The 239-nt window shown below is 43.9% G+C and carries 1 pseudogene; it reads right to left on the bottom strand.

Annotated elements, in window-relative coordinates:
* A pseudogene (locus tag I5349_RS14040) lies at positions 1-239 on the bottom strand (long-chain fatty acid transporter); the annotation flags it as partial.

Below are 239 nucleotides of genomic sequence, written 5' to 3' on the forward strand. Positions count from 1 at the left end.
GATCGATCAAGTATGAATTATAGGCAGCACCAGCCAAGCCAAATCCAGCAATCTCACTAGGAGAGATCCCTGAGCCTTGTTCTACAAATGAGTCGATAATCGAGGATACACCATTTTCCCCTACATATCGCTGATTATTTCTAAAGTTACGCATGCGGCTATAGCCAATACCGAAACTACCACCTCTCCACATACCTAGTTGTAGCGGGTCTTTGACATTGCTGATAACTAGTCCTAAG

It is taken from the genome of Penaeicola halotolerans (assembly GCF_016464625.1).
Taxonomy (GTDB): domain Bacteria; phylum Bacteroidota; class Bacteroidia; order Cytophagales; family Cyclobacteriaceae; genus Penaeicola; species Penaeicola halotolerans.